The organism is Pseudobdellovibrionaceae bacterium (assembly GCA_020635075.1).
GTDB lineage: Bacteria > Bdellovibrionota > Bdellovibrionia > Bdellovibrionales > UBA1609 > JADZEO01.
In genome coordinates this window covers 848,225-874,493 of record JACKAM010000002.1, presented here as the reverse complement: position 1 = coordinate 874,493, position 26,269 = coordinate 848,225, and the positions used below count along the sequence as shown (strand labels likewise).

26 protein-coding genes are annotated in these 26,269 nt (G+C 50.0%); 17 read left to right on the top strand and 9 right to left on the bottom strand.

What is annotated here, in order from left to right:
* Window positions 1-7 precede the first annotated feature (7 nt).
* From H6624_13895 to H6624_13880, 4 genes are all read left to right on the top strand, one after another.
* Window positions 8-1,927 (top strand): fumarate reductase/succinate dehydrogenase flavoprotein subunit, encoded by a 1,920-nt coding sequence (locus H6624_13895; protein MCB9085433.1) that lies wholly within the window; start codon window positions 8-10, stop codon window positions 1,925-1,927.
* A gap of 36 nt (window positions 1,928-1,963) precedes the next feature.
* Complete coding sequence (locus tag H6624_13890; protein ID MCB9085432.1) at window positions 1,964-2,710, top strand: succinate dehydrogenase/fumarate reductase iron-sulfur subunit; 747 nt, start codon at window positions 1,964-1,966, stop codon at window positions 2,708-2,710.
* A gap of 251 nt (window positions 2,711-2,961) precedes the next feature.
* Window positions 2,962-3,192, top strand: a complete 231-nt coding sequence (locus H6624_13885; protein ID MCB9085431.1) for a hypothetical protein — start codon at window positions 2,962-2,964, stop codon at window positions 3,190-3,192.
* A 190-nt stretch (window positions 3,193-3,382) separates the two neighbouring features.
* Window positions 3,383-5,023, top strand: a complete 1,641-nt coding sequence (locus H6624_13880) for a S8 family serine peptidase (GenBank protein MCB9085430.1) — start codon at window positions 3,383-3,385, stop codon at window positions 5,021-5,023.
* 56 nt (window positions 5,024-5,079) lie between these two features.
* On the opposite strand, the gene H6624_13875 is transcribed toward H6624_13880, so the two are convergent.
* Window positions 5,080-5,955 carry an alpha/beta hydrolase gene (locus tag H6624_13875; GenBank protein ID MCB9085429.1) on the bottom strand — a complete coding sequence of 292 codons (876 nt, stop codon included), beginning with the start codon at window positions 5,953-5,955 and terminating at the stop codon, window positions 5,080-5,082.
* Complete coding sequence (locus H6624_13870) at window positions 5,939-6,748, bottom strand: FHA domain-containing protein (GenBank protein ID MCB9085428.1); 810 nt, start codon at window positions 6,746-6,748, stop codon at window positions 5,939-5,941. The genes H6624_13875 and H6624_13870 overlap by 17 nt, the downstream gene beginning before the upstream one ends.
* 182 nt (window positions 6,749-6,930) lie before the next feature.
* Here H6624_13870 and rpsF point away from each other — a divergent pair, with 182 nt between their 5' ends.
* The 3 genes from rpsF to H6624_13855 all read left to right on the top strand — a co-directional run bounded on the left by rpsF (window position 6,931) and on the right by H6624_13855 (window position 8,772).
* Window positions 6,931-7,368 (top strand): 30S ribosomal protein S6, encoded by a 438-nt coding sequence (gene rpsF / locus H6624_13865; GenBank protein ID MCB9085427.1) that lies wholly within the window; start codon window positions 6,931-6,933, stop codon window positions 7,366-7,368.
* 108 nt (window positions 7,369-7,476) lie between these two features.
* Window positions 7,477-8,307: a DUF2232 domain-containing protein gene (locus H6624_13860; GenBank protein MCB9085426.1), complete on the top strand. Its 831-nt coding sequence runs from the start codon at window positions 7,477-7,479 to the stop codon at window positions 8,305-8,307.
* A gap of 15 nt (window positions 8,308-8,322) precedes the next feature.
* The gene (locus H6624_13855; GenBank protein MCB9085425.1) at window positions 8,323-8,772 is read left to right on the top strand and encodes a 50S ribosomal protein L9; all 450 of its coding nucleotides are present in this window, start codon (window positions 8,323-8,325) and stop codon (window positions 8,770-8,772) included.
* Between the two features lie 49 nt (window positions 8,773-8,821).
* Here H6624_13855 and H6624_13850 read toward each other — a convergent pair whose 3' ends face one another.
* From H6624_13850 to H6624_13835, 4 genes are all read right to left on the bottom strand, one after another.
* Entirely contained in the window at window positions 8,822-9,025 is a 204-nt protein-coding gene (locus tag H6624_13850) for a hypothetical protein (protein MCB9085424.1), read from the bottom strand.
* A gap of 152 nt (window positions 9,026-9,177) precedes the next feature.
* Entirely contained in the window at window positions 9,178-10,641 is a 1,464-nt protein-coding gene (gene dnaB, locus H6624_13845) for a replicative DNA helicase (GenBank protein ID MCB9085423.1), read from the bottom strand.
* 168 nt (window positions 10,642-10,809) lie between these two features.
* Window positions 10,810-11,121: a site-specific DNA inversion stimulation factor gene (locus tag H6624_13840; GenBank protein MCB9085422.1), complete on the bottom strand. Its 312-nt coding sequence runs from the start codon at window positions 11,119-11,121 to the stop codon at window positions 10,810-10,812.
* A gap of 60 nt (window positions 11,122-11,181) precedes the next feature.
* Entirely contained in the window at window positions 11,182-11,847 is a 666-nt protein-coding gene (locus H6624_13835) for a radical SAM protein (protein MCB9085421.1), read from the bottom strand.
* 127 nt (window positions 11,848-11,974) lie between these two features.
* Between H6624_13835 and H6624_13830 the strand changes: the two genes are divergently transcribed.
* Window positions 11,975-14,377, top strand: coding sequence for a DNA translocase FtsK 4TM domain-containing protein (locus tag H6624_13830; protein ID MCB9085420.1), 2,403 nt, complete (start codon window positions 11,975-11,977; stop codon window positions 14,375-14,377).
* Here H6624_13830 and H6624_13825 read toward each other — a convergent pair.
* Complete coding sequence (locus tag H6624_13825) at window positions 14,374-15,828, bottom strand: adenylate/guanylate cyclase domain-containing protein (GenBank protein MCB9085419.1); 1,455 nt, start codon at window positions 15,826-15,828, stop codon at window positions 14,374-14,376. The two genes, H6624_13830 and H6624_13825, sit on opposite strands and share 4 nt — an antisense overlap.
* 10 nt (window positions 15,829-15,838) lie before the next feature.
* Window positions 15,839-17,272: a class I SAM-dependent methyltransferase gene (locus tag H6624_13820; protein MCB9085418.1), complete on the bottom strand. Its 1,434-nt coding sequence runs from the start codon at window positions 17,270-17,272 to the stop codon at window positions 15,839-15,841.
* 287 nt (window positions 17,273-17,559) lie between these two features.
* On the opposite strand from H6624_13820, the gene H6624_13815 reads away from it, so the two are divergent.
* Genes H6624_13815 through H6624_13775 form a run of 9 tightly spaced genes read left to right on the top strand, consistent with a single transcriptional unit; the run spans window position 17,560 to window position 24,690 of the window.
* Window positions 17,560-18,030, top strand: coding sequence for a hypothetical protein (locus tag H6624_13815; GenBank protein MCB9085417.1), 471 nt, complete (start codon window positions 17,560-17,562; stop codon window positions 18,028-18,030).
* A 1-nt stretch (window position 18,031) separates the two neighbouring features.
* Complete coding sequence (locus tag H6624_13810) at window positions 18,032-18,910, top strand: hypothetical protein (GenBank protein ID MCB9085416.1); 879 nt, start codon at window positions 18,032-18,034, stop codon at window positions 18,908-18,910.
* On the top strand, window positions 18,907-19,131 hold the full coding sequence (locus H6624_13805) for a hypothetical protein (protein MCB9085415.1): 225 nt from the start codon (window positions 18,907-18,909) through the stop codon (window positions 19,129-19,131). Before H6624_13810 ends, H6624_13805 begins: the two co-directional genes overlap by 4 nt.
* Window positions 19,121-20,002: a 4-hydroxy-tetrahydrodipicolinate synthase gene (locus H6624_13800; protein MCB9085414.1), complete on the top strand. Its 882-nt coding sequence runs from the start codon at window positions 19,121-19,123 to the stop codon at window positions 20,000-20,002. Before H6624_13805 ends, H6624_13800 begins: the two co-directional genes overlap by 11 nt.
* Window positions 20,002-20,691: a 4-hydroxy-tetrahydrodipicolinate reductase gene (locus tag H6624_13795; GenBank protein MCB9085413.1), complete on the top strand. Its 690-nt coding sequence runs from the start codon at window positions 20,002-20,004 to the stop codon at window positions 20,689-20,691. Before H6624_13800 ends, H6624_13795 begins: the two co-directional genes overlap by 1 nt.
* Before the next feature lies 1 nt (window position 20,692).
* A complete protein-coding gene (locus H6624_13790; GenBank protein MCB9085412.1) occupies window positions 20,693-21,226 on the top strand; it encodes a 2-amino-4-hydroxy-6-hydroxymethyldihydropteridine diphosphokinase in 534 nt (177 codons plus the stop codon).
* 52 nt (window positions 21,227-21,278) lie between these two features.
* On the top strand, window positions 21,279-21,920 hold the full coding sequence (fsa, locus tag H6624_13785; protein MCB9085411.1) for a fructose-6-phosphate aldolase: 642 nt from the start codon (window positions 21,279-21,281) through the stop codon (window positions 21,918-21,920).
* 12 nt (window positions 21,921-21,932) lie between these two features.
* The gene (locus tag H6624_13780; GenBank protein ID MCB9085410.1) at window positions 21,933-22,376 is read left to right on the top strand and encodes a hypothetical protein; all 444 of its coding nucleotides are present in this window, start codon (window positions 21,933-21,935) and stop codon (window positions 22,374-22,376) included.
* 49 nt (window positions 22,377-22,425) lie between these two features.
* Window positions 22,426-24,690 (top strand): hypothetical protein, encoded by a 2,265-nt coding sequence (locus tag H6624_13775; protein MCB9085409.1) that lies wholly within the window; start codon window positions 22,426-22,428, stop codon window positions 24,688-24,690.
* On the opposite strand, the gene H6624_13770 is transcribed toward H6624_13775, so the two are convergent.
* Entirely contained in the window at window positions 24,687-26,174 is a 1,488-nt protein-coding gene (locus H6624_13770) for a lytic transglycosylase domain-containing protein (GenBank protein ID MCB9085408.1), read from the bottom strand. The genes H6624_13775 and H6624_13770 overlap by 4 nt on opposite strands.
* Between the last annotated feature and the right edge of the window lie 95 nt (window positions 26,175-26,269).

Below are 26,269 nucleotides of genomic sequence, written 5' to 3'. Positions count from 1 at the left end.
GGCGAGCATTAATCTGGACTCCAAAATCCCGAGCGGACCAATTGAAAGTAGATGGGATAAGCACAAGTTTGATCTCAAGCTTGTGAACCCGGCCAACAAAAGAAAGTTCACCATCATTGTGGTGGGTACGGGTTTGGCCGGTGGATCGGCTGCGGCAAGCCTGGCTGAGCTGGGTTACAATGTGAAATCGTTTTGTATTCAAGATTCTCCCCGGCGCGCCCATTCAATTGCCGCTCAAGGAGGGATCAATTCGGCGAAAAACTATCAGAACGATGGCGACTCGGTTTATCGTCTGTTTTACGACACAGTAAAGGGCGGGGATTTCCGCGCAAGGGAAGGTAATGTTTACCGTCTGGCCCAGGTGTCTACGCAGATTATTGACCACTGTGTGGCCATCGGCGTTCCCTTTGCCCGCGAATACGGTGGGATGTTGGATAACCGCTCTTTTGGTGGAGCCCAGGTTTCGAGAACTTTCTACGCCCGGGGCCAGACAGGACAGCAGCTATTGCTTGGTGCTTATGCCTCGATGATGAGGCAGGTGAATGAGGGACGGGTTCAGCTCTATTCACGGCGGGAAATGCTGGATCTGGTATTGGTGGACGGAGTGGCCCGTGGAATTACGGTTCGTAATTTGGTCACAGGCGAAATTGAATCGCATGCTGGAGATGCAGTGGTATTGGCCACGGGGGGATACGGCAACACCTTCTTTCTCTCCACCAACGCCAAGGGATCAAACGCAACGGCAGCGTGGCGTTGTCACAAAAAAGGTGCTATGTTTGCCAACCCCTGTTTCACGCAAATTCATCCCACGTGTATTCCCGTTTCCGGTGACTATCAGTCCAAACTGACCTTGATGTCAGAATCACTTCGAAACGACGGTCGGGTTTGGGTTCCTAAGAACAAAGGCGACAACAGACCGGCCTCACAAATTCCTGATAGTGATCGGGATTACTACCTTGAAAGAATCTATCCCAGCTTTGGCAACCTGGTGCCTCGCGATGTTGCCTCCCGTCAGGCAAAATTTCGGGTCGACGAGGAACGTGGAGTTGGCACCACGGGCGTAGCCGTGTACTTGGATTTTCGAGATGCCATTCAGCGTATGGGGAAAAATGCCGTATCTGAAAAGTACGGCAACTTGTTTCAAATGTACGAAAAAATCACCGGTGAAGATCCTTACCAGGTGCCCATGCGGATTTATCCAGCAGTTCATTACACCATGGGCGGACTGTGGGTGGACTACAATCTGCAAAGCACAATCCCAGGATTGCATGTCCTGGGTGAGGCGAATTTCTCTGATCACGGGGCCAATCGCTTGGGAGCCTCAGCTTTGATGCAGGGGTTGGCGGATGGGTTTTTCGTCATTCCCTACACCATCGGAAATTTTTTGGCTTCGACGAGCCTTCCAAAGGTTGACGAAAACCATGACGCCTTTAAGGCCTCAAAAGAAGAGGTGACTCAGCGATTGAACCGAATGTTGGGTATCAAAGGTGGGCGGACGGTGGATGAATTCCACCGGGACCTTGGCAAGATCATGTGGGAATACGTGGGAATGTCGCGCCAAAAAGATGGCTTGCAGAAGGCTCAAGAGGAAATCGTCAAGTTACGCGATCGTTTTTGGCAGGAGGTTCGCGTAGCTGGTGAGCCAAATTTTAAGAATTCCGAGTTGGAAAAGGCGTCACGAGTAGCCGACTTTTTGGAGTTGGGCGAGCTGATGGCAAAGGACGCCGGAGAACGTAATGAATCCTGTGGTGGACATTTCCGCGAAGAGTACCAGACGCCTGAAAATGAAGCTCTGAGGGATGATACGAATTTCTGTCATGTTTCTGCCTGGGAATACAATCAGGATGGCGGCAAAATACACTGGGCTCTGCACAAAGAGTCACTCAATTTTGAATATGTTAAACTGACAACACGAAGCTATAAATAACAGGGGCAAATCGTGGGCGGCGCTTCACAAACGACAATGAATCTTAAACTAAAGATCTGGCGGCAAAAGAGTCCTAAGGAAAAGGGCTTCTTTATGGAGTACGACATTAAGGATGTTTCTTCAGAGGCCTCCTTTTTGGAAATGCTGGATGTGGTGAATGAAGAACTAGTAAAAAAGGGTGAAGACCCGGTTGAATTCGATCACGACTGTCGCGAAGGCATTTGTGGCATGTGTTCCCTGGTTATTAATGGCAATCCCCATGGACCCGACGGAGCCATTACCACCTGTCAGCTTCATATGAGGCGTTTTAAAGATGGGGACACAATTACTATTGAGCCCTTTCGCGCTGGGGCCTTCCCCGTGGTGAGGGATTTGGTTGTGGATCGCAGTTCGCTGGACCGAGTGATTCAGTCCGGTGGATTTGTGTCGGCGGCAACCGGCACAGCTCAAGACGCCAACTGTCTTCCTGTGGGCAAAGAAGATGCAGACCGGGCCTTCCAGGCGGCAGCCTGCATCGGTTGTGGGGCTTGTGTAGCTGCCTGTAAGAATGCCTCTGCGAGTCTATTTGTATCGGCTAAGGTGGCTCATTTGGCCCTACTGCCTCAGGGAGAGGCGGAAAGGAACAAGCGCGCGCTTGCTATGGTTCGCCAAATGGATACGGAGGGCTTTGGTGGATGCACCAACACAGGAGCTTGTTCGGCGGCTTGCCCAAAAGAAATCAGCTTGGAGCATATCGCGATTTTGAATCGGGAATTCCTCCGTGCGTCCATTTTGGAACGCTGATATTTGCCATACCTCTATTTAGGATAACTTATTGAGTCAGACCCGATTATTAGGAAGTAATCGACATTGATCCACTGACTTATCCACAACACATAGCATTTCCCACAAGTTTATCCACAAAAAAAGACTTCATTAACCGAACATACCTCGATTTGAGTCAGTGGTTGTGTGAGATCTTCCCCGACGACAACATCGTGAATCAGCTTCAGTGAACCGCATCAAACTCCGAAAAGAAAGATCAGGAGAACGCCATGCGGCACATTGGAGAATTGCTCAAAGAACTTGGATTCAATCCCGACTCCCCACTGGGGACCCAAAAGGCCTTTGTTCGCCACCTGATCCAGCAGGCCAATCGCATGGAACAAGCGCCGACAAAACTTCCTCAGCCTTCGCCAAGTGATTCGGCCAAAGAGGCTCAACCAGAGCCTAAAAAATTCGAGCAATTGTCCTTTAACTTTGATGATTCAAAGAAAACCGGGTGATTTCCAGGGCTAAAGCCCCCGCCGACTTCACCTTAGTCCAATTCACTCCGCACAAGAGAAATCTTCGTTCGTGGTCATTCCCTTTGTTGGTACCATTTTGGAACTGAATACCAGAGGTGGAATTGCCAAAGGAATTGGCACCTTTCCAGGATGGAAGGCTCTTCCTCAACAAAATTTTGCGGAGGTCTCAATGCCCAATCAAGGAAGATATTTTGGCAGAAAGGGAATTCTGCTGGCGGCAACCCTCGTTATGGGGTCAGTTGCGCTGGCAAGTACGGAACACCCGGCAGTTCCTGGTGAGTATGTTGTAAAGCTGAAGTCAGATAAGGCAACCCATTTGCCCCTGAGTCAGTTATCGAAAATTATGGGCGGAGAAGTGGTTCGCCACATTTCCAAACAATCCAACACAGTTCTACTTAAGCGGGAAACCCTAGAGCGTGCTGATTACGTTATCAGCAATGTCTCTGAGAATCCTCTCGTGGAGTACGCTGAGCCCAACTATATATATACGATAGATGCGGTTCCAAATGATCCAAAGCTTTCTGAACTTTGGGGTCTCATCAATTCCGGTCAAGCCGACTCCAGTGGAAGCCAAGGCGTTGCTACAATGGACGTTGATGCAGAAAGGGCCTGGGACATTTCTACTGGTTCAAAAAACATTGTTGTTGCTGTGATCGATACCGGTGTTGGCTACAATATCGCCGAGCTCGCACCCAATATGTGGAAAAACACAGCTGAGCTCAACGGAACTCCTGGTGTTGACGACGATAACAACGGCTTTGTCGACGACATATATGGATATGACTTTGCGAACAAAGACGGCGACCCCATGGATGACCATGGTCACGGCTCCCACACTTCGGGTACAATCGGCGCGAAAGGAAACGACGGTCAGGGTCTGGTTGGCGTGGCTTGGGACGTGAGCATCATGGGCGTTAAGTTCCTGACCGCTCAAGGTGGTGGCAGTCTGGATGACGCCATTGCCTCTATCGATTATGCGACCCAAATGGGCGCCAATATTATGAGCAACTCCTGGGGCGGCGGCGGTTACAGTCGTGCTCTTGAAGAGTCCATTCAGCGCGCGAACGATGCCGGAATTATCTTTATTGCAGCAGCCGGTAATAGCTCGATGAACAACGACGTCAACCCGACTTATCCTGCAACTTACAACGTCGACAACGTCTTGTCGGTGGCCGCGGTCGACAACCAAGGACAGCTGGCAGGCTTCTCCAACTACGGTAAAACCACTGTCGATGTGGGAGCTCCTGGTGTGAACGTGCTGAGCACCACTCCGACCGGGTACCAGTCCTGGTCTGGTACCTCGATGGCGACACCTCACGTTTCAGGAGTGGCGGCTCTACTGTTGTCCCATGAGGCCTTAACACCTGTGCAATTAAAAGAGCGATTAATTGCTACTGCTAAGCCAATCGGCGGACTACGTGGAAAGACCGTTGCCGGAATGACCAATGCCTACCATGCCTTGACAAACACCACGCCTCCTCCTGACCAGGAAGACCCCTTTAACTGGGCACAGGAGAGTTATCAGCTCTCTTCACCTCACCCATACACAGACAACTTCAGCCAGTCCTGGACCGTCACCGTTCCTGGTGCGACCAAGATTGCCGTCTATTTCCTGAAGTTTGATACCGAGAGAGGTTATGACAAGGTGACCTTCAAAGATGCCGCCGGCAATGTGGTCGGCGTGTGGTCTGGAGCGCGTGATGAAACCTTCTCGCCGTCTGTTGATGGCGACACAATGGTGATCACCATGACTTCTGACGGCAGTGTTAGTAAGTACGGCTTCGATATTGAGGCAGTTGCCTACCGTTAACGGCTATGCTTCACTCCATCGAATTCACAAAAAGCGGACCTTAAAGGTCCGCTTTTTTAATATGTGTTTTCCTTGAGGAATTTTTCAATCCGTAGATTTACGAATTCAGGCATATCCAGAAGTGTACAGTGGGATCCGTAGGGGACCACTAACAGGTGACTATTGCGGATTCTTTTATTCATCTCCTCTTGAAACCGAAGAGGAGTTACGGAGTCTTTGCTTCCAGCAATTATCAATACCGGGACTTCGATTCTCTCCAGCACCGGCCGACCATCAAACTTCATCATCGACTCAAATAAGGTGATGAAGGAATCCAAATCCATAGAGGCAACGCCGCGGGCGTAAATCTCCACATCCTTAAGGCTGGTCAGGCTGAGGTTGAAACCACCGGTAAGGGCCGTAAACTGAATGGCAAGAGGATTGGTAACGGCTTTTTTCCACAGGTAGGAAAGGGTTTCCGGTAAGGTTTTGTAGCCCGACTTAAAAACGTTAAAGAATGAGCTAGCCATTTCGTTGCCGAACATTCCCTTAATTGGATCGGATACAAAGCCATTGATAAAAACAAGATTGGCAACAGACTCGGGATACATGTCATAGGTTCGAGTAATAACCTGGGCTCCAAAGCTATGGCCCCACAGGCTGGCCTTTTCAATCTCAAGGTGGTCCAGTAGGCAACGCACGTCACGAGCGATGCTATCCACATTTAGATGGGCTCTGTCCTGTGGGACCTCCGACAGGTGGTGAGCGCGGTAGTCAAAGGTGATCACCTTGTAGCGAGAGGAGAAGTACTTCAGCTGCTGTTGCCAATGATTGATTAGGCAACCGATTCCATAGCAGAGAACCAGGGGCTTCCCCGTTCCACGAACTTCATAGTAGAGCCGGGTGCCATCAAAGCTCTTAAAATATCCGGTATTTTTACTCACTCGCTTCATCGAATCCCACTTCAATCAGGCAATCAAATATAGAGATCAAGTCACCCGATTTCAAGGTCGCAGCGGGCGTCGATTTATCATTGAGAAGGACCATACCAGAGTTTGAGGTTTTAAACCCAGGTCCCTGAGGAGTTGGCATTATTTCAAAACAAACATCGGGGGCTTGTGCCTCCCAAATGGGGAGATCGATGGATTTGGCGCCGATCTTTCGAGGCCCATAACCCAGCACCCATGAAGTCTCAAACTGTAAGCCTCTTAAAAAGGTCAAGGTTATGGGGGGAGTAAATGGGGCCACCACTTTTGGACGGTCCTTGATTTTTCGACGTTTGGAACCCAGGTGTTCATAGAGGATTTCGGTCCAGGTGAGCGGTTCGAGCTCGGGTTGGGGCTCCTTTTTATTCAAGTTCTTGTAGATGGGCTCTTCCGCAGCGGGCTCCACTTTAGGGCGAGGGGCTTTACGAGCGTCTCTGAATTGCTCCCGGCTATCGACGATATCCCCCTTTTCGGCGTAGGGGATAATTTCGACGAGGGAGCGACCTAATTGAAGCTTAAGCCCTGGGTTGAGAGTTACAGTATGCACCCTTTGGCCATTGAGTTTGATGCCGTTGGTAGATCCAAGGTCGACGAGCACGAGCTCTCCTCCCTGACCCTCCTCCACAATCGCATGTTTTCCCGATACCTTCGGGTCCTGCAAGATGATGTCGCCGTCCAGACGGCCAATGATCTGCCCGGATCTGAGGACGAATTTTTTGCCCGCCACCGGGCCCTGAAGTACCACCAAAGCCAGCTTCATACCCCAATTATACTCCAAATATCTAGAACTACTACGAAAAACGGCGCCCAGCCCGCCTTCCGTTGAGGCCGGAGACATTGATCCGGACTCTTGTCGTCTGGCGGCAACCATGATACACATGGGCAGTTTTTAAAAACCTGTAAATCCTTGCTCCGATGGGGGCCGAAACCGAAAGGATCCTGATGGAAACATCTCAAAATACCCTGCGTAAATATGAAGCCGTTGTTATTCTTCACCCAGATGCGACTGAGGCTGATCAAAAGGCCATCATGAAGAAGAACTCTGAAACAATTAAGAATTTTGGTGGCAGCATCAATCACTTGGACACGTGGGGCAAGCGTCGTCTTGCGAACCCGATTAACAAGACCACTCTTGGCATTTACTTCCACTCTACGTTTGAAGCTAAAGGGGACGTGGTATCTGAGTTGGAAAGAACAATGCGTATTAACGACAAAGTTCTGCGTTTTATGCATACGCGCCTGGATGATCGTGAGAGCCTAACAAAATATCTTGAGCGTTATCGTGCGGCTCTGCAAGAGACAGCTAATCGTGAAAAAGAGCGTGAAGCGAAGATTCAAGCCCGCAAGGCGGCTTCCGCTGCTCGCAGAGACAGAAACTAAGGCCGAATTTTATTTGGACCTCGCAAGTAAGTGAGGTGAGGAGGAGACTTGTCTCTATCTAGGAGGGTGGTTTTTAGATCCTCTTTCCTGGCCCTTTGGGCTTTGGTAATGACAACGATCACAGTTGTCCTCGGGGCTCCTCCGCTCCGGATCTTGCGATTGGTGATGGGCAGAGGCCTTTACTGGGTGTCGGTTGTCGGTATAGGTCTGGTGCTGTTTGGATTTGGCTGGAAGGCCCTGGCTCTGTTGTTCGTTTTGCTGGCAATGCTGGTGGGATTTTACAGCGAGCTCCTTGAAAATAAATGGTCGCCGCTTTCGAGTGGGGCTGTGGCTCTGTCCCTGACGACGATGATGGGTGGAGTTGGTTTTGGAATGTGGGTGGTTCGACAAGGGCAGGGCTGGCATGGCCACCTGGTTGAATCAATCCAAAAGAGTTTTGGCCAATCACCCTTGTTGAATGGCGGCTTAAAAGTCAGCGTGGAGGATTTACTCCTGCAGGCGCCTTCGGGTTTTGTTGTGCTGATGATGGTGGCTCTGGCTCTGCTACTGGTGATGGAGCCTCGACTCAAGGAATGGGCGGGACTCGAAAAGGGAACCTCCCTTCAGTATTTGAAGGAGTTTAGGCTGCCCGATGTTTTTGTGTGGATTACCATAGCCTCCTTATTGGGAAGCTTTGTCCAGACGGAATATAAGTGGATTCAGGTTCTGTCGATGAACCTGCTTAACATCTGTGTTCTGCTTTATTTCTTTCAGGGCATGGCCGTGGTGATTTACATCTTTGACTGGATGAAGATGTCCCCCTTTTGGCGGACGCTATGGCTGGTGTTGATGGTTATTCAACTATTTTTGATGGTGAGCGTGATAGGCATCATCGATTACTGGATGGATTTTCGGCATCGTTTAAAAAAGAAAATGACGCAAATTAAAAAGACTCTTTGAGAGACGGAGTAAGTTATGAAAGTGATCTTGCAAAAAGATGTAAAGGACTTGGGAAAGGTGGGAGACCTGGTTTCTGTGAAAACTGGTTTTGCCCGTAACTTCCTGTTTCCTCGGCGCTTGGCGGTTGAGGCCACTGAAAAGCGTGAAAAAGAATGGAATCACCTGAAAAAGGTTGCTGCAATCAAAGCCAAGAAAGCGATGAGTGATCGGCAGGCTGTTGTGTCCAGCTTAAGTGGTGTTTCTGTCACCTTTAAGCGTGTTGCAGGTGAGACGGAAAAGCTGTTCGGAAGTGTGACTCCTGCGGATATTTCTGCTGAGCTGGAAAAGCAGGGATTTGTCATCGATAAACGGGACATTCACATGGACGACGTGATCAAGGTTTTGGGACAACACAAAGCTACAGTAAAGCTTGGTGATGGTTTGGAAGCTGAGATCTCCATCAGTGTTGAGCGTGAAGAGCAGTAATTGCTCAGGAATTGGAACTTGCTAGGGCCCGGAAAGCACGGCGCAGCCCCTAAGGGTAGGGGCTGTAGTGGGACTTTGCGGTAATCAAGACGTCCTGTAGGTACTCCGCTAGGAGGTCTCGCAGGTCGTCCAAAGTCAGAGTTTCGACGCTCATACCGGATTTCACAGCCAACCGATGAATTTCATTAACAATGAGTGATTGAGGTAGTCCTGTTGCTTCCGCTACCACGTTTAGAAGTTCGGCTCCCCTCATAGGTCTCCCCTCCTTGGGATTTTTTGGCCGTCCTTGGCCAATTCCTTGAGACTTCATAAGTAACGACAAAACAATTAGATCAGGCGGTTAAAGCGACATCAAGAGAGCCAGGGCAAATGCCCTGACTTCTGGACACAAAGCTAGGGAGATCCTCAGATTTCCGCTCCAGGAGCAAAGTTCCGGGGTTTTGAGGGTCCTCCGGACGAGGCCCCCGACTGTCCGCTGTCAGGGTTTCCTCTTCTATAGCCGCCAGGGCTAGGACTTTCCGGAGGGGGAGGGTTTGGGCCTCGCTGTTGTTCTTCAAAGCTTTTGAACTGACCAAACTCTGGTTTCCACAGTAACTTTACGGTGTCAGTTGGTCCGTTACGCTGTTTGCCGATGATGATTTCGGCAATACCCCGAATGTCGGGATTGTCTTTTTCATAGTAATCTTCGCGGTAGATCATCATGATCACGTCAGCATCCTGTTCAATGGAGCCGGACTCCCGCAAGTCTGAAAGCATGGGTCGCCGGTTTTGTCGACCTTCTACCCCACGGTTGAGCTGGGCAAGGGCTATCACCGGCACCTTGAGTTCCTTGGCAATGGCCTTGAGCATTTTAGAAATCTCAGAGACTTCACGCTCTCGGCTCTCTACCCGTTGCTTGAGGCTCATGAGCTGAAGGTAGTCGACGATGATCATATCCAGGCCATCTTTCGCCTTTAGGCGGCGGCATTTGGCAAGAATCTCATATGGGCTGACCCCGGAAGTATCGTCAATATAGAGGCCTGAATCACTGAGGGTGGCGGCGGCATTAATCAGCTTTGGCCAAGCCGAATCAGAAATATGAGCCACCCGTAAATCGCTCAAAGAGATACGGGCCGCACTTGCCAGCATCCTCAGCATGACGGACTCCTTCCCCATTTCCACGGAGAAGAAAGCCACCTTCTTTTTGTCGGTCAGGGCGGCATGGGAGGCCACGTTCAGGCACAAAGCGGTCTTACCCATAGAGGGGCGCGCAGCAATAATAATCAATTCCCCAGGCTGAAATCCGCTGGTCAAATTGTCCAAGTCGGGCCACCCACTGGAAACCCCAGTGACGGAGAGCTTTTGGGCATAGAGCTCTTCCAGCTTTTCCAGACTGGCTTTCACGATGTCGTTAGCGGCAACCAGGCCACTTGCCTGCTTCTTTTCCGCCAGAGCAAAGACTTCGGATTCGACTCCACTTAAGAAACCCTCAATATCCTCAAAATCCTGATCGTAGGCCTTCTCAATAAAGCCCTGGCTCGAGTGAATGACTTTGCGCAAAAGGGCCTTCTCGCGAACGATCTTGCACCAATAAGTGATATTAGCTGTGGTCGGAGTCGCCTCAAAAAGTTCAACCAAATAGGGCGAGCCCCCAATTGCCTCCAGCTCACCCTTCTCCATGAGCCAATTGCCCACGGTCACAAGGTCAGCCGGCAGGTTTCTCCTGCCCAGCTCACGAATAGCGGCAAAGACCTTGCGGTGAGCCGGCTTGTAAAAATCCTCCTCAGAAATTTGATCTGCAATCTCATCCCAGGCTTCAGGGTCTGCTAACAAACCACCGAGAATTGACTTCTCGGCATCCATGTTTTGCGGCGGGACTTTCTTGTCCATCATAGTAGAACCTCAATCAAATGTTGATGCCATGACATCAGGAGACCTGTGTCGATCTTAGTTGCTAAATTGGTCTGAACGTAGTCCAGGAAAAACATTTCCTAAGACGCAAAGAGCGCGGGTCTTATCAAAGTTGAATGTCGAGGAAGCACCCGCTGGTGCCCATGACTATGCTTCTGCGTGTTTGATATTTCTAATCCGAATCCTGTAGGTATCAATCTTTTTCTTCAGAGTGTTGCGATTGATACCGAGCATCTTGGCAGTCTTAACCTGATTACCAGAGTTGGCGCGCAGCGCCTCTTCCAACAATGGTTTTTCCACCTGCTCTAGGTAGATTTTGTAGAAATCATTGAGTTCAATTTGTGCGTCACGCTGCTGGGCAAAAAACACTTCCAATTTGCTTTTGACCAATTTTTCCAAGCTGACGGATTGAAGATTGGCGACAAATAGATGATTTGAATTATTGAGATTCGGTGCCATGCGAATCTCACCCCCCTTGCAAAAAAGCCCCATTAACCACCTTAAGACCCACGCGACCGCTTATACTCCCCGTGTGTCCGGATTCCAAATATACTTATGTAATTGCAATTGCAACCGCGCAGGTGAGTTTTCAGAAAGAATCTTTTTTGCAAGCCATTTTTCCGAAATATCTCCGTATGATGGGCTGTATAAAACGGCTGAATTCTTATTTAAATCGTGTTCGCGGACAAAGTTCTCGGCCCAATCAAAATCGGCGGCGGAGCAAATGATAAATTTGAATTCCGTATTGACATCATCGGCGAATTTCAAATTTTCAGTCGAGAAGGCATTTGGTTCGCCACTGTCCGGCGTTTTGACATCAATGATTTTTTTAACCCGCGGATCAACCTTGGAACAATCAATGTCGCCACTTGTTTCGAGGGAAACATGATAATTCTGGTCGCATAAGGTCTTCATAAGGGGATATGCATTGTCTTGAAGCAGGGGCTCTCCACCTGTTATGCACACATACCTGGAGTTGAAACGAGCAACCTGGCTTAGAATCTCATCCAGGCTCATCATGTCACCTTTTTCGTACGCGTATTTGGTATCGCAATAAGTGCAGCGCAAATGGCATCCAGAGGTGCGGATAAAAACAGTGGGGAATCCGGCCCAGCTTGACTCCCCCTGGATGGAGTAAAAGATTTCATTGATTTTGATCTGCTCCATTACGGCTTTCCTGGTCATCTTGCTAGACAAAAGAATAGTGCGACTCGGGGTTCGGGCCCAGAAGGTGTCTCCACTCATCAAACTCTTTGTAGTAAAAGTCAAATCCAGACTGGCTCTTCTGAAATATGTCGCTTAAGCTATTGTAATGAATCACCTATTCAGAAAGTTTCGGCGTGATATCGTGGGCCTCATCTGGTTGGCCCTGGGCCTATTTTTGGCTCTGTCGTTGATGAGCTACCATCCAACGGACCCCTCCTTCAATTCCATTGGTCGAAGCATTAAAGTTGCAAACTACTGCGGGTACTTTGGTTCGTTTCTCGCAGACATCCTCTATCAGTTGTTGGGTATCTCATCCTGGATTCTGGTGATCGCGGCATTTCGCAAGGCTGCAATGAGTTTTCTTGGTCGCGAGTCCTATAGTGGTAAACTTCGTTGGCTCTGGGCGCTTCTGCTCTTTGTTACCAGTTGTTCTTTGATTGCTCTTTACTTCCCTGAAGCGCGGCTCTTTGCCCAGCAGGTTCCGTCCGGTGGGGTGATGGGACTTGTCGTCTCAAAAGGTTTGGTCAGGGTATTCAATTTTGCTGGGGTCGCAGTCATCCTGTGGACGGCGGCGGCAGTTCTTATGGTCTTTTACACGGAGAGAACAGTTTCGGATCTTCTTCGTTCACCAATCGCGATTGCTAAGGGGGGAGCCGACCACTTGGTCGGTGAGGGAGGCTGGGTTGTCCGCGCCTTTGAGTGGTTTAAGAGCAAGCTGGCCCAGGCCCGAGAGAGTGCAGAAATTCCGGTTCATGCCTATCAAACGGCAGCTGCAGGCGGTCCGAGGGGGGCAAGGTTTTCGCTGCGAGGACGAGAAACCCCTGACAGTGGTGGACGCTTTCTTTCCGTCGATGAGGAGGAATCCTATGATGAAGATGGGGACTTCGATGCGGCTCCGGAGGAAGATTCGGGGCCAACACTCAGTGGGTTTTTGGTACGTAAAAAGAAATCCACGGCAGCGGGTGGCAAGAAGAAGGCACGGATCAAGAAGGTCGAACGAATCGAAAATTGGGAGCTGCCAAAAGTTTCGCTTTTGGAGGACCCACCATCTTCTGAATCATCGGTAGATGAAAGAGAGGTGAAGGCCAAGGCCAAGATTCTCGTGGACAAGCTGGCCCAGTTTTCTGTTCGCGGTTCGGTGGTGGGGATCAAACCAGGCCCAGCGATTACTATGTTCGAATTCAAGCCGGCAGCCGATGTGAAAATCAGCAAGATTACGGACCTGGCAGATGACCTGTCCCTGGCCCTCAGCAGTGAGTCGGTGCGTATCATAGCTCCAATTCCCGGTCGAGATGTGGTGGGGATCGAAACTTCCAACCAACATCGAGAGACAGTATATCTGAAAGACATTTTAACCCAGGAAGATTTTTGGGAAGAGGACATGAGGCTGCCGATCGCCCTGGGGAGACAGGCTGATGGGGAGCCCAAGGTGGTGGATTTGCGACGCATGCCCCATATGTTGGTGGCGGGTTCAACCGGGTCAGGAAAGTCTGTCTTTGTTGTTAGTCTTATTGTGGGTTTGTTGTTTAGACACTCGCCTAAAACGCTTCGCTTGATACTGGTCGATCCGAAGCAGGTGGATCTAGCGGCCTTTAGTCACTGTCCTCACCTTCTGATGCCACCTATTCGGGAGCCGCAAAAGGCTGTGGTTGCGCTTAAGTGGGCCATTCGTGAAATGGAAAAGCGATATAGATCCATGTCCAAGTTTGGCGCCCGTGGCCTTGAGGGTTTTAACGAGATCGTCAGCAAACTTCCCAAGGGCGATATTGAAGAACACGAAAATTACCATGCTGAACTTGAGGGTGCGGCCCGGCTTGATGACTATTATTTTACCCCCCAACCCTACATTGTCATCGTGGTGGAAGAATTTGGTGACTTGATGGCCGTGGACAAGGCCAATGTGGAAAACGCTGTGGTCCGTCTAGCACAAATGGCACGCGCCTGTGGAATTCATCTGATTTTGGCTATGCAGAGTCCACGTAAAGACGTGGTTACCGGCTTGATTAAAACAAACATTCCCGGCCGCGTGAGCTTCAAAGTTGCAAGTAAAATGGACTCGCGGATTATTCTCGATGAAAGCGGTGCCGAACGTCTTCTGACTCGCGGAGACATGTTGTTCTTGGCACCCGGAGTGGCCAAGCCAGAGCGCCACCATGGTGCCTACTTGACTGAAGAAGAAATTGCCAGCCTGACCGAGCACTGGTCAATTCAGGGGGAGCCGGACTTCGATCCCCTGGCGATGAAAATCCTTGAGGGAACCGGCGGAGGCTTTGAGCTAAATGGTGAAGGTCTTGGTGGTGGCGACATGGAATATGATGAGCGTTACGACGAAATTCTTTGCTATGTATCAGGCCTCAAGGAAGTCAGTGCCTCATTGATTCAGCGGCGGTTTCGTATTGGCTATCCACGGGCGGCGCGGCTAATTGAAATATTTGAATCTGAAGGCGTGGTTGGTCCGCCAAATGGCAGCAAGCCCCGTCAGGTGCTGGTCAGTCCCCCACCCACCTAAGCAGCTTTTTTTGAGTCATTAGTGTAGGCTGAGGGTGGCATCTTGTCGATGGAGTGACCGCAGCTTCGACACTTAAATACAAATATGCCGTCATTGTTAGTATCGATGTGCATGACATGATTGCACGACGGGCAGTCCAGCGCATCGAGTGACGACAAATGGCTTTCGCTGGCGGAATGAACTTCAAAGGTTTGAATCACATCGTCACCAAAACCCTTGAGGGTCCTTTTGCCGACAAAATCAAAACTGAATTCAGGGCATCCCTCTAGAGCGTCGACGACATCATAGGGGACGAGGATTTGGCTGGGTTTGGCGGCGCTACATAGGCGGCTCGCAAGATTGATGACCGGTCCGATGGCGGTGTAACTGTGGTAGTACTTCTCGTTGCCATAAAAGCCAACGTTGGCAAATCCCGATGCAATGCCGACGCGGACTTCCAGCGGCCTAAGCCAATTGCGCTCATAAAACTCTTGATCGCGGGCAAATTTTTCGCGGATTTCCATTGATGCCCGGATGGCTCGCTCAATGTAATCATCATAAGCCACGGGGTCATTGGAAAAGGCCAACAGGCCATCACCGAGGAATTTATCGATCGTAATGTCGTACTTAAGAAGGGCGCGGGCGGAGTCCTGCATAAAGCGCGAAATCACCCGGTCCACCCTGTCCTTGTCGATGCGGGTCACGCGCTCCGTTGAATTGACGATATCGATAAAAATGGCGCATATGTTTGATCGATGAACCTTTTCTGACAGAGTCACCTGATTCTGCCGAATGGCTTCAACGACCTGGGGAGAAAACTGGCGGCTGAGCTCAGACAGCTTTAAGGCTTCGGCGGTCTTTTCCTCAATGATTTTTCCCCGTGAAATGATCTCCTGGCGCAGATTCTGTCGGCTCTCTAGTTCTTTGTGGCGAAGTTGCTCAGTTAGGTAACGCAGGAAGAGGGTGATCACCACAAAGCTGACAATAAAAAAGCTATTGATGCCAATTTGCTGCATCTGTTCTGGTGAGGGTTCGCTCATGGCGGCGCCGATGTAATAAGGGCCAAAGATAGCCATGGAGCTCATGGAAAAAAACTTCCAGTTCCAGGGCACGAAGGACAGGGAGCCAATCGCGACAAGTCCGAGTCCTGCATAGTAAGGAGTGCTCCAATCGCCAATACGGATAATCATGAAGTTAATGATGGCCCCGAGGCCCATAATATAGAAAAAGGCCAGCCACTGAGCTGGCGCGAAAGTCTGCAATTTTGGAAGTCGCCAACGGGTGAGGAGACTCAGGGGGATCACCAAACTACGGGCTATCAAGAACTCCCACTTGAGTTCCGGAACATAAAGTAGATCGCAAAGCCAAAAGGCCATAAAAAGCGGAATGACCATCTTGTGAGTAATAACCCCCAAGATGGCCTTTAGTTCTCTTAATTTTTCCCGCCTCCGCAGGTCGTCAATTAAGGTCATTCAGCTTTGGTCACTCCTTACGGATCACACAAAAAAGATTAATGTCCAAATTTTCCGATTCGATCTCCAGGGCCCCACCGATATGGCCAAACAAAGAGTTTAAATCCTTCTCCGAGCGATAGATCAAATGCCAGTCGAGAGCCAAGTCCATGATAACCTCATTGGGATTGGCGACGTTAAAATTGCCAATGATCAATGTTCCACCGGGTGCGAGTGAGGCAAACAGGCGTGTTGCTGCCAACTGGGCCACAGGATCTGAGAGATAATCAAAAAGGCCGGCGCAATAGATGACGTCGTATTGTCCCTCAACCCCCCGGGCGATCACATTCTTGATGGCCTTGTGGATAAAGCTAAAGTCCACAGCGTTGGGATGGTGGGCCGACATTTCTTTCATTTGCCTCTGGGCGTACTTGAGGGCGCGGCTATCCTGGTCAATCAGGTCGACCTTTAACTTTCGATCGTTGAATCGTTGAACTTCAGATACAATGTTAAACCACTCCCGAGCGGGCCCGCAGGCAACAGACAAGAACTTAAGGGGCTCATCTTTGCGGGTATCCAGAATGGATGAAAGTTTATGGGTCAAATAATCGGCCCGGTTCCGCACGGCCTGGGCTGCGGGCTCCCGGACGCTGTAATATTGAAGACAGCGGGCAAAGAGAGACTCGCCGATGTTTTCTGACTTATAGATGAGATTCATCATCTCAAAATCACCGGCATAGCCGAGGGGCTTTTTAAAGACCCGATTGGCAAAGGGTGATTGGTGAATGATGTCGCACAACTTTGAGCGAAAGAGCTCCACCAGCAGCTTACGAGACTCAGGTGGCAGGTCCCTTAAGGGTTGCGCCAGGCGAGAATAGTGTTTTGGAAATTCCTGGCCAATGTAAGTTCCTACGATAGGGATCAAAGTATTCTCAAACTCAAATGTGCGCCGACTGTCGGTCTGATCACGCCCCTGGGCAAGGGCGTTGACTCGTTCGCCCAGCTCCTCCAGCCAATCCTTGAGTTGGTAGATAAGGACCCGGGCCTCTTCGGGAAGGTCGTCAAGTTGGCGAAATCGCTGGTCATGTTCATTCAGGATTTCTCTGGAGCTGCGCACCGCCTGGACCCGTTCCACATGTATGGGTTCACCAATAACTTCAAAAGCCAATTTGTAGTCACCCGAATCACGTACTTCATGGCGAACCAACTTGAGGTGGGGGGTGGCAACCTGGACACCCTCGAAGATCAACTGCGTTTCGTGTTGTTCAAACCCACTGGGCAGTTTACCTGGGGAGTCAACTGCGATGCCGAACGCGGAGAAATCCAGTACTTTGAGCCTCTTGCCATCAACAAGTAGTTCACAAGGCTCGTCCTCGATGTAGTAACGGTCCTGGCGAATAAGTTGAAGGGGTTTGTTTTGAGAAAAATCCAAAATTTCGATGTCGTCGTGCGCAGTCCGGCTCATGATGTCTCCTTATTTGTAGCAACCTGTTTATCGGTAAAAGAAATTTATTTGCTTAGACCCGATAGTTCGTACTGGACCAGACAAAGGTCTAGGATTTGGATTTTTAGCCCAACGTCTTCCCCTTGCAATCTGGATGAAAGTTGTGGTTCGATACTCCTACTAACTCAAGGAGGATAGGAATGTTCAAACGGATTTTGGCCGCCGCTCTTTTGATGGCTGGCCTGCAGGCGGAAGCCAAAACAATCGATACCCCAATCATTAACCTTGGCGAGATGCAAGACACCATCATGGGTGAAGTCGGCATCATGGGTCTTCCCTGGAAGATCGGTGAGGTTGCCAACTACAATCTCGACATGGGTTTCATTAAGGGCACGGCTGTTATGCGTGTTCGCGAAGAAGTTGCCGATGGATTTTGGCTGGATCAGGACATGGATCTCGGATTCATGGGCAAGCAGAAGATCGAAGCCCTAATCGACAAAAACACAGGACAGATTTTGCAGCTGATCGTTAATGGTCAAAAGCAGAATCCTCCTCAGCCTGGCAACACGGAAATCGAAGAGACCAAGCAAGATCGCATTACAGTGCCTGCTGGTACCTTTGATTGCATTTACGCCCGCATTAAGGACTTGGATAAAAACCAGTCTTCAGAGGCATGGATCAACCCATCCATCGTTCCTATTGCAGGCATGATCAAACAAATTGCTCCTGGCCCGATGGGCAACGTAACCATGGAGCTGACAAGTTTCACAAAGCTCTAATATGAGTCAAAAGAGAGACTTCTCAAAGACGGCGACACTCATTTGGGTCGCCGTTTTTTTATCGGCACTCCCTTTTGAAATTTCCAAGGCCACCTCTATCGACTCAGTTACGGCGGGGAAGATTCAGCAAGCACAAAGGCTGACCATTTCCGGTCAGCGCAGACAGGGACAGTTGATTCTGATTGAGGCTTTGAGTGACAAACAGACTTCGAGCGAAGAAAGGCCAAAGCTTGTTGAGGGAATCAACCAAATTTCCCGGAACTTTTTGACCGACAGAGCACAGGCGGCATTTGAATCAGGGGAGTCCCTTTTCTTTTCTGGTAATAGGGCAGAGTCCCTAAAGCGCTATCGGGAGGCTCTTGAGTTAGAGCCCGAAAACACTCAGATCATAGCGGCACTGGGAAGGAACTTGTTGGCTGAGAATAATTGTGGTGAAGCGCGTGGTCAGGCGGAAGAGGGGCTATCAATCAATCCCTATGACAGTGAACTATTGATTCTGAAGGCTCGTTTGGATTTGTGCCGGGACCTCAGCGCTCAGGGGCGAAGCCAGTGGGAGGAGGAAGTAAAGGCTCTAGAGGCGGAGTTTTCATTTGAGGTCAGTTGGTACAGGCTGATTTTGGAAGAGAACCAGGGAATAAAAAAGTCGATCCCAACCCTGGCCAGGAAGCTCCTCAAAGAGGACCCTCAGTTTCCGGAACCCCTTTACCTGCTTTGGAAGCATTCCCCTCAGTCGCCGGCGCGTAGGAACTGGGCAGCAAGTTACATCACAACTTGCAAAAAAAGTGACCAAATGTTCTTGCGCCGGTATAAGAATGAGCCACGTGTTTGCAGCTGGGTAAAGGTTTTGGAAGAGGCTTTGGCAAAGGGATCCGGTTCATGAAGAGAAATAGCCACATTCTACTGATAACGAGTTTAGCTCTCAGTGTTTACAGCCTTGGCTGTGGCGTTAAGGGAGACCCCTTGCCGCCAGAAAAACCACCGGAGTTGGGGCGAGGGAAGCCCTCATATAGTCGGGCGACGAAAGGCATGCCTTACCCAAGCTTACCACCGATAAAGAAGGAAAATGAAGAGAACGAAGAGGAGACTAAGAATGAAAAGTAACTTTGCCGGGGTTGTTACAGCACTTATTACTCCCTTTAAAAATGGGCAGGTGGATTTTGACTCTCTTGGAAATCTAATTGCTACTCAGCTTAAGGGTGGCGTCCATGGTTTTGTCGTCAATGGTACCACGGCGGAAAGCCCCACTCTCGATATGCCGGAAGTTAAGGAGATTTACGCCTTTGTCCGCAAGCGGACGGGCGATGGCTTCCCCTTGTTGGTTGGGACGGGGTCTAACAACACAAAAAAGACCATTGCCGCCTCACAAGAAGCCCAGGCATGGGGGGCCGACGGCGTTTTGGTTGTGACCCCCTACTACAACAAGCCACCCCAGCGGGGTCTGGTTGCTCACTTTTCGGCTGTGGCAGACGCAGTGTCGATTCCGGTCATGTTATACAATGTGCCGGGCCGGACGGTGATCTCAATGAGTGTTGAAACTATTGAAGCCCTCTCTCGTCACCCCAATATCATTGGTGTGAAGGAGGCAACGGGTGATTTAAATTTTGGTTCCCAGGTTATCAAGGCTTGCAGCAGCGAGTTTGTCGTAACCAGTGGAGATGACGCCACATGCGTCGCCCTGGTTGGGGAAGGCTCCAGAGGGGTGATTTCCGTTATTTCGCACATTATTCCCGGCCCGTTGGGTGAACTCATGAATCAGGCTGAATCCGCTCCAGAAAAGGCTGAATCCGAATACAAAAAATTTGCACCCTTGCTGACCGCCGTCTATGCCGAACCAAATCCGATGGGAATAAAAAGGGCTTTATTTGAAATGGGAATAATTGAGTCGCCTGAGTTGCGTTTGCCACTGGTGAGCATGGATAATGAGCGCTCTGAGCAATTAGCTACGGAGATGACCAAGATAGGGTTGATCTAATGTCGCAAAAGGCTGTGGTTTTATCAGGAGCTCTTGGCCGGATGGGCCAGGAGATCAAGCAACTTGTACGAGAGAGCTCGGTTCTTGATCTTGGTTGTGAAGTCGACAGAAATGGGGTTGTCACCGAGTTTGGTAGTGTCAAATCATCAAGTGATGTGGTGATCGACTTCTCAAGTCCGGAGATGTTTCGCAAGGCTCTGGCTTGGGCGCAGACCCAGGAGATACCGTTTGTCAGTGGAACCACAGGTCTTGAGGAGTCTGATTTTGCCGAGCTCAAAAAAGCGGCGCAAAAAATTCCAGTCCTGTGGGCGGCGAATATGAGTCTTGGAATTAACTTTCTGTTGAGTCTCCTGCCTCAGCTGAGGGCTCTGGATGGTTACGATATCCAGGTAGAAGAGCTTCATCATAATCGAAAACTCGACTCCCCAAGTGGTACAGCCAAGATTTTGCAGAACCAACTGGTAGAGTCCCTTGGCCGAGATTTGCCGGACCCGGTGGCTATTCGCGGTGGTGGGATATTTGGCATTCACAAGGTCTGGGTGATGGCAGAAGAGGAGTATTTGGTTCTTGAGCATACAGCTCTTAACCGCAAGATTTTTGCGCGGGGCGCCGTAAGGGCTGCCGAGTGGATACTGAGTCGGCCCCCTGGGCAGTATCAAATCAAAGACATGCTGGGTGTTGGGGAATGATGTGGCGGGTGAAGTTCACGAAACCCTAGTTGGGATCAAAGTCTTCTCCAATGAAGGACAGGAGTTATTGGCTGATGTGGCTAAGGACCTCCGCGAGAAGATGGCTTTTGTTGGGGCATCTTCCGTCTATCGGGTTTGGGGAAATATCAATCATCCAGAGCATATACATGATCTGAGACGTATTGAGAGTTTTGATGGATTGGCTGCCGTCATCAAGGCCCGGACGACCCTATCGCCCCATGAGCTTTTGAAATTCCTTCAGGATGTGGAGATCAAATACCGCAGTGAGGTTTTGCGTCGAAGTATCAGTCTTAACCTTCTGGTTTATGAGGACCTTACCTATATGACCCCGGAGCTGACTCTTCCTCATCCCGAGCTTCATCGTCGGCCAGAATCCCTGCTGTTGGCAGCGGAGGTCTGGGGCGAGTATGTTCACCCGGTACTCAAGGAAAACCTCTATACCCTCACCCGGCAGTTTCACGATGAGCAGTGGGGGCGGTTTTACGCGCAAGGGAAAACCCTTCTTGATTTTTAATCAGGCCGGCCTTAAATGTTACCCATACCTGTCTATCTGAGGAGAAATTTATATGAAGTTCTATATTGATACGGCTCTCATTGAGGAAATTCGGGAGGCCAATAAGCGTGGTCTGGTTGATGGAGTTACGACCAATCCCAGCCTGGTTGCTAAGACGGGTAAGCCTCATAACGAAGTCATTAAAGAGATCTGTCAGGAAGTAAACGGATTGGTTTCCGCAGAGGTCCTGTCCCTGGAATCTGACGAGATGTATAAAGAAGGTCTGGAATTAGCCAAGATTCATGACAACGTGGTGGTGAAGATTCCCATGACCGACGAAGGTCTAGTTGCCGTACGCAGGCTTGCCGCTGACGGGATCAAGACAAATGTGACTCTCGTATTCTCACCTGTTCAAGCTCTTTTGGTGGCGAAGGCTGGTGCAACCCTTGTTTCGCCTTTTGTAGGTCGTCTGGACGATGTTAGTCAGGATGGAATGCAGTTGATTAGTCAGATTAGTCAAATCTACCAGAACTATGGTTTTGATACTCAGGTGATCGTGGCGAGTATCCGCCACCCTATTCACGTCCTGGAATCCGCTCTGATTGGGGCTGACATCGTGACTATCCCCTACAAGGTTATCCAACAGTTGACTAAGCACCCACTAACCGATCGAGGCATCGAACAGTTCTTGAAGGATGCCAAGGGAATGGCGTAGTATCTGTACTAGATGCGTTGGCCGATTCTACTTCTTTTTTATTTTGCCCTTGTGGGATGTACTCACGGGGGCATACGCATCACCGACCTGGACGTTCCTCTAGTTGACCTGCAAAGGGCGGTCGTAGACGCCCTACCTCTGGGAAAACGGGACGTCAGCCCCAATGGCAGAGAGTTCTTTTCAGAGTATTTTGTCGTTGTGCAAAATCGCGCCCGTCCAGCAACGAAGCTAACTACCCGCTATTATGCCCATGTTTACGTGCTAGGGGATCGCCGTCCCTACATTGTAGAGGGATTGGTTCGCAAGGAAGTTCGTGAAAAAGGGGTGGTCGGGCCTGAGTACTCAGATGCGGGAGTTGATCAACGACTAACCAAGGTCCTTATGCGAAAGATCAAAGGCAACCTCTCCAAACGTCGTGAGGACCGCAATATCATTGACGATTTTCGTGTGTTCTAAAATAATCAGACTAGGCAATTTCAAAATATTATCAAAACCATAGGGTGATGTGAGGACAACTAAGAAGCGCCGCCTAATCCACCTCTCCAATTGGCCAATGGTGACCATTGTTTTCCTGGCTATTCAATTATGGTCAAATGATATTGCTTTTGTCGACAGCCGCCCACTTCCCCGAAAAGCTTTAGTCATTCAACAATCTCCGGTGTCGCCGTCATGGGCTGCTTACGAAGATGTTCGCGCTTCTGAACAGAGCGAAATCGACAATAATGAAGATGTGATTCCCAAAGAGCAAGGTGACACTCTTTTGGCTGGGCAAGAAAGCATGTCTATGGAGAAATGGTTGCCTGAGAAGCAGCCTCCGGCTCACCTGTATCCCTCGCTCAATGGTATGATCATCAGCCAGAGAATCCAAGGGGAGATCAGGCAAGTGAGCGAAGCTCGGACACCGAACCAAGATGCTCCAACGTTGCCAGTGGCTCCGGCTGATCAACCGCCGGTTTTTGTAACTTCCCAGGGTGTAGAGGTTAATCAACTTGAGGTTGATAAAATGCTGGTCGCAGCCTCAGATCCGGAGGCGATGAGTTTTGAACAAAGGGCTCAGGAGCTCGTTCAGGAAGAGCTCAGGCGCCGACAGGAACAGGCCAACCAACCTAAGGTGCGAACGGTGCCAACAGCCGACGGGGGCCAAATCATAGTTGCAGCGCCTCCTCGGGAGAGCTCCACCTCGGCTGCGGCGACGGCAGAAAGCAATTCGGGTGCGGGACAAAAGGTGGCTGTTAACAATAAGCCGCCGAGTTCGCTTGAGCCGCCATCTGTTAGCTTAATTGAGCAATCAATCGATGATCGTGATCAAAAGTTCGTGTTGAGCGGGATTTTCCGCGTCTCTGAAGGACTTGCCTATGTTCCCGGGGCGATGAGGTTTGAACTCATTCATTATCAATATGATGTGGCAGTAGCCCAGGGAAACCTTTGGGAGGATCAAGCTCGGTTTGAGATCGTGGTTCCTGAACTCAAAGGGCGGTTGGTTTTGCGGCTGGTCGATATTGAGCAAAACATTATTGGCTCCAGTGAGATTCTTCTCCAGTCTCTACCCCTACCGGCCCGCAACCAACAGTCCATTGCCGATTTGCAGCTAAAGCTAAAACCAGTCCCCATTGGCGCCACGGCGGAAGTTGTTTCTGCTTATTCAATGGGTAATCAAGCCGCGATTCCGGTCCCGCGAGCTGAAGTTGCAATTGAAGGTCTTAATCGATTCCATCAATCAAATGAAGACGGCGAAGTGGATGACCCAGACATGCTTCCGGGCTCAAGTTTTCTGTTGAGGGCAAAGCGTAAAGCCTACTGGGGGAGTCTGGCTGTTGGCCTTAGCGGCAAAAAGCGAACTCTGGAATTGTTTCCAGATAGGCTGATTGAGGCCCTGCTGGGTCTTGTTGCTCGTAGCGAAAGTGAACAAAAAGAGTTACGCCAAAAGGGAATCATTTGGGGTCGTGTGGTTAAGGGCGGAGAACCCGTCGAGGGAGCCGTCATTGAGTTGGCAGGAGAATATGGAATTTCCCCTGTCTACTTAAATGAAATATATCTTCCTGATCAAAACATGGAGGGAACGGGTCGTAACGGTCTATTTGCCTTCGTTGGTGTGGCGGATGGAATTCAGTCCGTACGAGCGATTGTAAACGGAGTCCACTATCCTGCGAAAGTTATCCCTGTTGAAGGTCAATATGTTTCCAATTTGGAGCTTGAAGTCGGGCACTCAACAACGGCGATGCTAAAGGTGACGAGTGCGCCGAAGCGAGAGGCAGCAGAGGCGGCAACATTTAGAATCATTGGAACTGATCTGGAATATCGCGTGAACGGAGAGGCTATTGTCCAATGGCCAAAGGGAAGCGGATTGATGCTGCTCGAAGCCGAGGGTGGCGAGCAGATGGATGTTATTCGCATGAGCTTAGATCGAGGCGTGACGGAAGTGAAGGTGCCCCTGATTCCTTCTGAGTGGCTTCAGCAGTTGGCGATCGACAAGAGAGTTAATCTAGAGGGCCAAAAGGGAGTGGTCGTTGGCTTCGTCAACGGCAAGGACTTTGAAGTCTTTTTGGATGAGAAAGAGTCTTATCCTCTTGAGAATATCGTCTACTTCGACAAAGACGGACTCATTGTCCGCGATAAAAAGGGTGTTGCTGGCGGAGGATTTGTTCTGTTCAACACCCCGACTGGATTTAAATCAGTAAATATAGTTCCGTCTGGATCTGACAAGATTCTCACCCGAACGATCATCACTGAGCCTGCAGTGACGAACGTGATTCCAGAAGTATCTCTTTAAACCTGTTTCTTTGATTTCTTTATCGTCTGAGGGTGATCGTCCGCTTTGCCAAGCTTATTGACGACACTGTCGCCGACATCAGCAGGAAGGTGAAGCTCATAGCCTTTTGGAAGCCAGGGATTGCGGTGTGGGGAGTGGACCAGGTCAAGATTGTATTTGAGTAAAGTCTGCTTATCCAGGCCGGTAGACTTTAAAACCTGCTTAAGTCTGAGTCCCGAGGTGAGCCTCACGACCTTGTGCTCAAGGGCTTTTTCACGGGGTGTCCCTAGAAAAATCTTGTCGTTGTACTTTTCGGCATATAGAGCGGCCAAGAAACATGTGTAAAAATTCGCCGAAGCAAAGCGGAAGCTGCCGCGATGGTAGCGACGAATGATTGTTGATAGGTCAGAAGACCGTGCTCGGCGTTTTGCTTTAAGTACTCCACCAATCCCATGATTATATCCTGTGACAGCCAAGGGCCAGGATTTGAGAGCACGGTTGTAGCGACGAAGAATCCGGGCGGCGGCCTTTGTTGCTTTGAGAGGAGAGTTTCTTTCATCAATATGGGGAGAGACCTTTAGATAGGCACGACCGGTGCGCGGCATGATTTGCCAAATGCCGCTGGCTCCAACCTTTGATTCTGCCTTCACGTTAAAGCTGCTTTCGACAAAGGGCATTCGTGTCAACTCGACAGGAAGCCCCTGCTCGATAAAGATCCGCTCCATGTGAGGTAGGTATTCGCCACTTGATTTGAGGCCGCTGACAAAAAAGTCCTTTTGGCCTAATTGGGAGCGTACATTTCGTGAAGCGAACTTGATCACTTGCCGTCGTCCACCGGGGACTTGATTTAGGATCGTGTATAGTTCAAGTTGTAATCCCTTTAGGCGTTTAAAGTTCTTGCGTCTGGCAAGCCGCCGAAGTTCCCGGATGATTTTAACTTTCTCGCGAGAAACAAACTTAAGAGCGCGATCCCTCCGTAGCCAAAGAGGGCCTTTTCCCGCAGCAACCATTTCTTTGGTATCGATGATCTTAAATACCACCCAAGGGTAACGAGTGTGATGAATGACGTGAACATTTGAGTCGTGTTTTGTGTAGACATCGAACCAAAAGCGCGTCCGGTCATAGAGTTCTTTTGGAATTTCAAATTCGTCACTTACCCGATCAAGTGGGTCATTTAGCGCCTGTAAGCGAGGAACAGGGTTGGGGTCAACCAAAGGGGATTGGTTTTCGAAAAAGGAGAAGCTCAAATCCAGATCCAGAGAAAAAGGCCACGCCGTGGATTCCTCCAATACCGAAGGCTCAGGGTCGCTGTCGGGAAGGCTCTGGACTCCAGATGTCTCAATCTGATTCGCCTCATCTTCGCTTTCAACTTCGGAATCGGGAAAGAGAGTAAAAAAGGCGTCTTCCCCCTGCTCCCAAACCCATTGGATGGACATCTCAGAGTAGGCTTTGGTAGAGCTGTTCTCGGGCAGGTTGAGGATGAAGACAAAAAACACGAAGCCCAAGCCTGTCACCGACAGTAAAAATAACAGAATAGAGCCAAGCGTGATCCGCGACTTAACCCGATGCTCAAAATGACCGTTTAATTCCCTGGGGCCCA